Here is a 7,605-nt window from a genome sequence, read left to right on the forward strand (position 1 = left end):
TGGTACCCAGTCTGCATCGCGGCGATGTCGTGATCATGGATAACCTGCCCGCGCACCGGCGCCCAGCAGTCCGCGCCGCCATCGAAGCGGCTGGCGCCAGGCTGCTCCACCTGCCACCCTACTCGCCCGACTTCAACCCGATCGAGAACGCCTTCGCCAAACTGAAAGCCATCCTCCGCAAGGCCGCCGCGCGGACCATCGACGGGCTCTGGGATGCCATCCGCGACGCCCTGCCACGCTTTACCCCGGAAGAGTGCCGAAACTACTTCACCGCCGCAGGCTATGAACCAGAATGATCGGATTCCGCCCTAGTACCGCGCGAGGACGCCAGTCGCCGGGTTCACCACCACCGCCCCGTGCGTGGCCCCTTCTGCGTGCCACAGATGCCCGCCCAGCAGCACCCCATCCCGGCATGGGATGTTGACGGCCTCACCGCCACTCATCGCCCGAGGCGTTCGACCACGGCGCTCCGGTAGCGGAAGCGCCCATTCCGCAGCACGCCCGCGGCCGCAGCGGTCCAGGTCTCTTCCGCCACCTTCGCAACGGCGTGCCCCAGGCTGACCCGCCGGACGCCTGCCGCCCGAAGTTCCTCCAGGGTCCAATCCGGGCTTGTGGGACCCATCAGCACATTCACCGGGCGCTTCACGGCAGCGCAGACGGCGCGCACGGCATCCATGCTGGGCAGGTTGGGCGCGAACAGGACATCCGCCCCCACTGCCTCGAAGGCGCGCAGACGCGCGATGGTGTCGGCCAAGTCCTCGCGCCCCCAGGCATGGTTCTCCGCCCGGGCGGTCAGCACGAAGCCCGTACCGCTCGCCTTCGCGGCAGCGGCCGCCGCGGCGACACGCGCGCCTGCGAGATCGAAGTCATGGATCGGGCGCATCTCGTCGCCGGTGAAGTCCTCGATCGAGCCGCCCGCCAGCCCGGCGCTGATGGCCATGCGGATCGTCTCCGCGCAATCCTCGGGGCCTGGGCCGAAGCCATCTTCCAGATCGGCCGAGACCGGCAGCGAGGTCGCCGCCGCCAGGGCGGCGGCATGGGACAGCACCCTGTCCCGCCCGGCCTGATTGTCCGGCAGGCCGTATTCGGCCGCCAGCGCCGCGCTGCTGGTGCCGATGGCCGCAAAGCCCATCGCCTCGAGGCGCATGGCCGAGCCGACGCTCCAGGCATTGGCGAGGATGAAGGGGCCGGCGCCCTCGTGCAGATCCCGGAACCTGGTTCCAGGCCCGCCGGCCATCACGGTTGATCCGGCCATCGTCAATACGACCTCCCGTCCTTGTGCCGGAAGAGCCAGCCGGACCCGGCGCTGACAGCGACGAGATCGTCAGCCGGGTAGGACACTTCGTCCCCCTCGGTGCGATCGCCCAGTTCGAGATAGCGTGCGGCCTCGGCTTCGCGGTTTTCCAGGTGATGGGCAGGCCCGCCGGCGGGAAAGCCCGCGCAGTCCCCCGGCTGCAATAGCGTCTCGTCGCCGTCGCCGGTCACGAGCACCAGCCGGCCTTCCAGCATGAAGATAAACTCGTCCTGGCGGCTGTGCATGTGGTGCAGCGCGGAGGCCGCGCCCGGCGCCAGCTCGGTGAGGTTTACGCCGAAATTCCGCAGCCCGAAGACATCGCCCAGCGCCCGTTTGACCCGACCGGCCATGCGCACGGCGAACTCAGGCGGATAGTTCGAGGGCCGTGCCCGTGGAGCGACCTCCATGGCCGGTAGCGCAACGGGATGTGTCATGCCGTTTCTCCCTGGCTCACAATCCGCCCGACACCCGGAGCACGGTCCCCGTGCAGTAGGAGGCCGCATCGGACAGCAGCCAGCCCACCGCCGAGGCGATCTCCTGCGGTTCGCCCACCCTTCCCATCGGCACCCGCGTGGCGACGCGCGCGGGGCGGCTTGGGTCCCCGGCCAGCGCATGGATGCCGGTGTTCACGGTACCGGGCGCCACGGCGTTCACTCGGATGCCGAGCGCCGCCACCTCCCGCGCCAGACCCAGCGTGAAGGCTTCGACGGCGGCCTTGCTGGCGGCGTAGTGCACGTATTCGCCGGGGCTGCCAGTTTGGGCCGCGATGGAGGAGATGTTCACGATCGATCGCCCCTTGGCCCCGGCCGCCCCGAAGCAGCGCAGGGCGGCCTGGGCGCAGAGCATGGTGCCGGTCAGATTCACCTCGACGACCCGCCGCATCCAGACCGTCTCGAGCTCTGCGAAGGCACCGAGCGGTCCGGTGATGCCGGCATTGTTCACCAGCGCATGCAGGGCACCGAAGTGGGATTGCGCATCAGCAAGGAAGCGCTGAATCCCGTCCTCGCTCGTCACGTCGAGCGGCATGGCGATCGCCTCGCTGCCTTCCTGGAGAATGGCGGAGACCACATCGGCCGCCTCCTCCGGATGCCGGCAGCCGATGGCAATCCGATATCCCCCGCGAGCGAGCTCGATTGCGATGGCGGCACCGATGCCCCTGCTGCCACCGGTGACGACGACCAATTCGGACGACATGCGGACCATCTCCTGTGCCTCAGCCTGGCGCGCCGATCCCCGGCGGCAAAGTCAGAAGTGCTTATTCGCCGCATCGGCAATCCTTCGCTTTCTGCGCACGTCACAATTGCCACCACCATTTGCGCTGCTCGTGCCAGACCGTGCTCCGACTTGCGCCGATGTCGCGCAGCATCCGCTCGTCCATCTCGGCCAGATGAAGGCGCTGGCGGTGACAGCGCAGGCGATGCACGAATTTCGTCCAGGCGCCGGCCAGCCGGCCGATGCGGCAAATGCCGGCGGTGACGCCGGGGCCCGAAGGGGCGGGGCGGTTTTCCATGATCGCATCTTCCGCCTTGCAACCGCCCCCGACAGGCCACGGCCGGCCTGCTTGGCGTCGAACTGCATCCGCGCCCGGCCAGCACGGTTTCTGCCATGGGGATGCGAACCGGAATGCTCAAAGCCAGATGGGAATGACCGAGGCGGCGAGCAGTGCGCCGAGCGTGCCATTCACGATCGCCCATTGCTGCCTGCTGTGCAGCCGGCGCCCCATCTCCTGGCCGGCCATGCACCAGAAGGACAGCGCCAGCAACGCGCAGGCTCCGAAGCTGGAGCCCAGCAGCAGCGCCAGGCCGGCAGGCCCTTCCGCGAGCCCCGAGAAGGATGCAGCCGCGCTGAGTGTGACGGCCCAGGCCTTGGGGTTCTGCAAGGTCAGCAGCAGCCCCAGCAGCACCCCACCCGGCGCCGCGGTGCTGCCACAGGGCGGCCCGGCCCGAGCGATGCGCCCAGCGAGCCAGAGCAGATAGGCCGAGCCCAGCACTCGCAGCATGTCCTGGACCGAAGGCAGCACGAGGAGCGCCGCGCCAAGACCGCTGCCGACAAGGCATCCCAGCAGGCCGAGTCCAGATCCCAGGCCCAGGACGAGCGGCAGTGAGCGCAGGAGGCCGAACCGAGCCCCCGAAGCGATGACCAGGACGGTGGCAGCACCTGGCGTGAAGGCGGCAACGGCGGCGAAGGCCCATAGCGGCCAGGTTGTCGTCATCGGATGCTCCGAATGGGATCGCGCAGGGTTGGTGGCAGTAGGGCTGCCGCCCAGGTACGGACGCCGCGAACTGTGCCACCGGAACGCCGACACAGTTGGCTCGGAAGGGGCGCCATCGTGCCTTGTCTGGCGCGCCCCACCTGCGGATGCTCACGCGAAGCGATGATTTGGAGACAATGCATGGCCAGGGAATCGCCATCCGCCGCAGTGGCCAGGCCGCCGCTGCGGCTGGTCCTCGGCGGGCATGCGCGGCTTGCCGTGGAGGTCGACCGCCGTGCGTCGGAACCGCTCGCCGACCAGATCGCGAGCCAGCTGGCCACGCTGATCCGGGCCGGCACCCTGCCGCACGGCGCCCGGCTGCCGTCGATCCGCACCCTGGCGCGGCGCAGCGGCATCGGCGTGCACAGCGTGGTGGAAGGCTATGCGCGGCTGATCGACATGGGGCTGGCCAACTCGCGCGCCGGCTCCGGCGTCTATGTCATCCGCCCCTCCGAGCTGCCGCCGCCGGCGCCGCTGCCTGTCCTCGACCCGACCCTGGCCGAAGGGATCGCCATGGCGATGCTGGAAGCTCGGGAGGATGTGCTCTGCCCCGGCGGCGGCGTACTGCCCGAAAGCTGGACCGAAGCCGCCTGGCAGAGTGGTGTGCTGGCCCGCTTCCATCGCAACCTGTCCGCTCATCTGCGCCGCGCGGCGCCGCCGTAAGGCGGGCAGGAGATCCGCGAGCATATCGGCCAGCGCCTCGCCTCGCGCGGCATCGTGGCCGCCCCGGAAGCGCTGCTGATGACGGCGGGCGGTTCCCAGGCGCTCCAGCTCGTCATCCAGACCTTCCTGCAGCCGAGCGACACGGTGCTGGTGGAGGATCCCGGCTATTTCATGCTGTTCCCGATGCTGGAGCAGCGTGGCCTGCGCCTGGTCCCTGTCCCGCGCCTGGCTGACGGCCCCTGCCTGGAGACGCTGGAACGCGCCTGCCGGACGGAAGCGCCGAAGGCGTTCTTCGTGCAGCCGGTGTTGCACAATCCCACGGGCGGAACCGCGACCGCGGCCAACTTGCATCGCCTGCTGCGCATTGCCGAGCGGAACGCGCTGCTGCTGGTGGAGGACGACGCCCATGGCGACCTGCATGGCGGCAAGGCGGTGCGGCTGATGCAGATGGATGGCGGCGCCACCGTCCTCCACATCGGCAGCTTCACCAAGCTGGTCGGGCAGGGCCTGCGGACCGGCTTCGTGGCGGCGTCGCGGGAGCGCACGCAGGCGCTGCTGCGGACGAAGGTGACGACGGCCCTGACCGGATCCAGCGTCGAGGAGCGGCGGCTGCTCGAACTGCTCTCCTCCGGCCAGTACAGGCGGCACCTGGAGACACTCCGGGCGCGGCTCTCGGCCGCGAGGGGGCTGGTGGCGACGCGGCTGCGTGGGCTGGGCTTCGGCATCGCCGACGGGGATGATGGCATGTTCCTGTGGGCCGAGGCGCCGCGGGATGCATCCGCCGGGCTGATCCCCGCCGCCCGCGCACGGGGGCTGGCGCTGGCCGGCGGCACACTCTTTCGGCCCGGCCGGCAGCCCAGCCGGCACTTCCGCTTCAATGTTAGCCGCAGCACCGACCCGCGGATCATGGAGGTGCTGGCGGCGCTGCTGACGGGAGAGGGCAAGTGAACACCACTGCCCGCATGGGCGCGACCTCGGCCATCCTCGCCGGCTGCGCCATCATGAGCATCGCCATGGGCGCTAGGCAGAGCTTCGGCCTCTATCTGGAGTCGTTAGCCCAGGGCTTTGGGCATTCGCTCGGGCTGATCGCCTTCGCCATCGCCCTGCACAACCTGGCATGGGGGTTTGCACAGCCATTTGCCGGTGCAGCGGCGGACCGTCTCGGACCTGCGCCCGTGGTCGCGGTCGGTGCTGTGCTCTACGCGCTGGGGCTTGCGCTCGTTGCCCTGTCCGACACGACGACAGCGCTGCTGGTCGGCATGGGGGTGCTGGTGGGCATGGGCGTCAGCTGCACCACCTTTGGCGTGGTGATGGCATCCTTAGGCCGGGTTGTCGCGCCGGAGCAGCGAAGCATGGCCATGGGCCTGGCCAGTGCGGGCGGCTCCCTTGGCCAAGCGCTGTTCGTGCCATTGGCGCAGGGTGTGAACAATCATAGCGGCGTCACTGCCTCACTGCTGACGCTTGCCACGTGTCTGCTGCTGGCTGCTCCGCTGGGCATTCTGTTGGGCCGCGCCCCTGCCGCCGCAGTGGCGGCCGAGCCCGACATGACGTGGCGGTCAGCCGTGAGGCAGGCGATGGTGCATCGCAGCTTCCGTCTTCTCACCCTCGGCTTCTTCACCTGCGGATTCCAGCTGGCGTTCATCGGCACCCACCTGCCGGCCTATCTTACGCTGTGCGGCATGCCCTCCGGCTCTGGCGCCATGGCGCTGGCGGTGATCGGGCTGTTCAACATGCTCGGCAGTTGGGCTTGCGGCTGGCTCGGCGGGCGTCTGCCGCAGCAGCAGGTGCTGGGCTGGCTGTACCTGCTGCGCGGCGGAGTGATACTTCTGTTCTTCCTGGCTCCGAAGAATGGGCCAGTGCTGTTCGCCTTCGCCGCCGCCATGGGGCTGATGTGGCTGGGCACGGTACCGTTGACGAGCGCGCTAGTGGCCAGGCTGTTCGGCGTGCGCCATCTGGGCATGCTGTTCGGCCTTTGCTTCCTCAGCCACCAACTGGGGTCCTTCGCCGGATCCTGGTCAGGAGGTCTGGTGTTCGACCTGACCGGCTCCTACGGGCTGGTGTGGATTGCGACGGCACTGGCCGGCTTCGTCGCTGCCGCGCTGCATTTCCCGATCGATGCGCGGCCCAGCCAGACGGTGTCCGTGACGGCTGCAGCGCCGGCGCCCTGACGCGTCGGCGCGTCAACGCGGCGCGCGCTATTTCCGTCGCGGTGGATCGAAGGCCTGCACCACAGCCTTGAACACCTCCATTGCCTCGCAGCTTGCTGCGTGCGCCGCCAGATGTGGATGACGTCGGGGCGCATGTAAGGCCGGATGCGCTTCGGAGAGGAAGCGCAGCGCGCAGCCGACCGCGATATCGGCGTGGCCCGGCGCGGTGCCCGCCCAGAATGGCTGCGTGCAGGCGGCTCGCTGGGCCTCCAGGGCATCTAGAACACCGGTGATCTGCGCCGCGCAACGTGACATCCAGACTTCGGACGGCCGATCGTGCAACACCTGCTCATAAACCAGGCTCACCATCTTATCGCACAGGCCGGTCGCCATGACGGTGATTCGCAGCATGGCCCTGCGCGCGGGCCCGGCTACAGGCATCAACGCTCGCTCCGGGCCCACGACTTCGTCGAGATGATCGAGGATGGCCACGCTGTCGATGAGGGCATCGCCATCGTCGAGAATGAGGGTGGGCACGCGCCTGAGTGGATTATGCGCGGCCAGGCGATCCGCGTCGCCGAACGTAGACCAAGGCAGGTGCTTATAGGGCAGGTCGTAGAGCCGCATGGCGATCGCGATACGCCGGACGAAAGGCGAATCATACTGGCCGATGAGGATCATCCTCGCCTCCCTAGATTCGAGATGTTTCCTGCCGCGCGCGTTGCCCGCGGCGATGCGGCGTGCCACTGCGTTGTCACCTTGCCAGTATCACCGGCAGCATCGAGGCGATGAGAAGAGCGGCCATCAGCACATTGAAGACCCGTATGCGACGCCGTGACCGCAGGATCCTGGCCGCGCCTACTCCGACCAGCGTCCATGCCACGGTGGAGAGCGTGCTGACGCCGAGGAAGACGAGCGCCAAGGTCGCGGCAGCATCCGCGCCATAGGCGACCGCGCCGCTGCCCGCGGCCAGCCATGCCTTCGGATTGATCCATTGGAACAGCGCCGCGCCCGCAAATCCCGGCGGGCCTCCGGCGACCTCGCTGCCGCCATCAGCCATGGCGGGCTCTCCGCGGGAGTTCGGCGCGCTCTACACGGACGGCGGCCGCCCGGGGCTACCCAGCACTACTTCGGCAGATTTCTGTTGGCCTGAGATCCCGGCTGGTAAGCTGATGGACGTTCCGATTGAGGTGCGGCCCGGTGAGGTGGCGCATGATCGAAGCGGCAGCGGAGTGGGAATCGACCTTTGC

At 68.9% G+C, this 7,605-nt stretch carries 11 protein-coding genes; 4 read left to right on the plus strand and 7 right to left on the minus strand.

The window, feature by feature from the left end; translation table 11 throughout:
* Nucleotides 1–296 (plus strand): transposase (locus H7965_RS27735; protein WP_186773771.1); only part of this gene is annotated, 296 nt, incomplete at its 5' end.
* A 143-nt stretch (nt 297–439) separates the two neighbouring features.
* On the opposite strand, the gene H7965_RS27740 is transcribed toward H7965_RS27735, so the two are convergent.
* The 5 genes from H7965_RS27740 to H7965_RS27760 form a co-directional block, all read right to left on the minus strand.
* A complete protein-coding gene (locus H7965_RS27740) occupies nt 440–1,255 on the minus strand; it encodes an isocitrate lyase/PEP mutase family protein (RefSeq protein ID WP_186773772.1) in 816 nt (271 codons plus the stop codon).
* 2 nt (nt 1,256–1,257) lie between these two features.
* Nucleotides 1,258–1,728: a cupin domain-containing protein gene (locus tag H7965_RS27745; protein ID WP_229682835.1), complete on the minus strand. Its 471-nt coding sequence runs from the start codon at nt 1,726–1,728 to the stop codon at nt 1,258–1,260.
* 16 nt (nt 1,729–1,744) lie between these two features.
* A complete protein-coding gene (locus tag H7965_RS27750) occupies nt 1,745–2,488 on the minus strand; it encodes an SDR family NAD(P)-dependent oxidoreductase (protein ID WP_186773773.1) in 744 nt (247 codons plus the stop codon).
* Between the two features lie 100 nt (nt 2,489–2,588).
* Nucleotides 2,589–2,804, minus strand: a complete 216-nt coding sequence (locus tag H7965_RS27755; protein WP_186773774.1) for a DUF1127 domain-containing protein — start codon at nt 2,802–2,804, stop codon at nt 2,589–2,591.
* Between the two features lie 117 nt (nt 2,805–2,921).
* Complete coding sequence (locus tag H7965_RS27760; protein WP_186773775.1) at nt 2,922–3,506, minus strand: LysE family translocator; 585 nt, start codon at nt 3,504–3,506, stop codon at nt 2,922–2,924.
* Between the two features lie 180 nt (nt 3,507–3,686).
* Here H7965_RS27760 and H7965_RS27765 point away from each other — a divergent pair, with 180 nt between their 5' ends.
* From H7965_RS27765 to H7965_RS27775, 3 genes are read left to right on the plus strand one after another with little or no spacing between them, the layout of a single operon-like run.
* Nucleotides 3,687–4,208, plus strand: a complete 522-nt coding sequence (locus tag H7965_RS27765) for a GntR family transcriptional regulator (RefSeq protein ID WP_186773776.1) — start codon at nt 3,687–3,689, stop codon at nt 4,206–4,208.
* Between the two features lie 12 nt (nt 4,209–4,220).
* The gene (locus H7965_RS27770; RefSeq protein WP_390624635.1) at nt 4,221–5,156 is read left to right on the plus strand and encodes an aminotransferase-like domain-containing protein; all 936 of its coding nucleotides are present in this window, start codon (nt 4,221–4,223) and stop codon (nt 5,154–5,156) included.
* Nucleotides 5,153–6,376 (plus strand): MFS transporter, encoded by a 1,224-nt coding sequence (locus tag H7965_RS27775; protein WP_229682833.1) that lies wholly within the window; start codon nt 5,153–5,155, stop codon nt 6,374–6,376. The genes H7965_RS27770 and H7965_RS27775 overlap by 4 nt, the downstream gene beginning before the upstream one ends.
* Nucleotides 6,377–6,403: 27 nt before the next feature.
* On the opposite strand, the gene H7965_RS27780 is transcribed toward H7965_RS27775, so the two are convergent.
* Nucleotides 6,404–7,036: a glutathione S-transferase family protein gene (locus H7965_RS27780; protein ID WP_186773778.1), complete on the minus strand. Its 633-nt coding sequence runs from the start codon at nt 7,034–7,036 to the stop codon at nt 6,404–6,406.
* Between the two features lie 73 nt (nt 7,037–7,109).
* The gene (locus tag H7965_RS27785; RefSeq protein ID WP_186773779.1) at nt 7,110–7,415 is read right to left on the minus strand and encodes a hypothetical protein; all 306 of its coding nucleotides are present in this window, start codon (nt 7,413–7,415) and stop codon (nt 7,110–7,112) included.
* Nucleotides 7,416–7,605: the final 190 nt, after the last annotated feature.

It is taken from the genome of Siccirubricoccus deserti (assembly GCF_014283215.1).
Taxonomy (GTDB): Bacteria; Pseudomonadota; Alphaproteobacteria; order Acetobacterales; family Acetobacteraceae; genus Siccirubricoccus; species Siccirubricoccus deserti.

What these genes read in the sequence shown, in the direction of transcription:
- H7965_RS27745 (WP_229682835.1), bottom strand. Translation starts at nt 1,728, where the DNA reads ATGACACATCCCGTTGCGCTACCGGCCATGGAGGTCGCTCCACGGGCA.
- H7965_RS27750 (WP_186773773.1), bottom strand. Translation starts at nt 2,488, where the DNA reads ATGTCGTCCGAATTGGTCGTCGTCACCGGTGGCAGCAGGGGCATCGGT.
- H7965_RS27765 (WP_186773776.1), top strand. Translation starts at nt 3,687, where the DNA reads ATGGCCAGGGAATCGCCATCCGCCGCAGTGGCCAGGCCGCCGCTGCGG.
- H7965_RS27755 (WP_186773774.1), bottom strand. Translation starts at nt 2,804, where the DNA reads ATGGAAAACCGCCCCGCCCCTTCGGGCCCCGGCGTCACCGCCGGCATT.
- H7965_RS27780 (WP_186773778.1), bottom strand. Translation starts at nt 7,036, where the DNA reads ATGATCCTCATCGGCCAGTATGATTCGCCTTTCGTCCGGCGTATCGCG.
- H7965_RS27740 (WP_186773772.1), bottom strand. Translation starts at nt 1,255, where the DNA reads ATGGCCGGATCAACCGTGATGGCCGGCGGGCCTGGAACCAGGTTCCGG.
- H7965_RS27785 (WP_186773779.1), bottom strand. Translation starts at nt 7,415, where the DNA reads ATGGCTGATGGCGGCAGCGAGGTCGCCGGAGGCCCGCCGGGATTTGCG.
- H7965_RS27760 (WP_186773775.1), bottom strand. Translation starts at nt 3,506, where the DNA reads ATGACGACAACCTGGCCGCTATGGGCCTTCGCCGCCGTTGCCGCCTTC.